1 protein-coding gene is annotated in these 337 nt (G+C 56.4%); it reads right to left on the reverse strand.

All coding sequences use genetic code 11. The features are described from left to right. Positions 1-246, reverse strand: a 246-nt coding sequence (locus Xsto_RS20975; RefSeq protein ID WP_422646192.1) for an HNH endonuclease, incomplete at its 3' end; no start/stop codon positions are given. Between the last annotated feature and the right edge of the window lie 91 nt (positions 247-337).

The following is a 337-nucleotide window of genomic DNA, read 5'->3' on the forward strand; positions in this document are numbered from 1 at the left end:
GTCTACTGTGGTGCCTGTCGTCGCTCGTCCCTGTCGTAAGCAGGACTGACACAGGTGCTTATCCCGTTGTTTGATAGTGGCTCTGAGTTTGTCCCATTGACTGCCATAACCGCGGGCATGTCGGTTCTTGCCTTGTTGGTGAGCCTGCCAGCCGGTATGCAGATGGTCAGGACAGTAGCCGCTGCGATCTGTTGTTGTCTTGGGGCAACCCTGCTTGCGACAGGCTCGGGGGATGCGGGGTGGCATGCCTTACTCTCCTGAGGTTAGACCTGTGAGCTTGATAGGTTCTTCACCTGCAGTCTGACTCCAGTCGTTAAACTCACTGATCGCCCGTCTG

This window comes from Xenorhabdus stockiae (genome assembly GCF_002632825.1).
In the GTDB taxonomy this organism is placed as follows: domain Bacteria; phylum Pseudomonadota; class Gammaproteobacteria; order Enterobacterales; family Enterobacteriaceae; genus Xenorhabdus; species Xenorhabdus stockiae.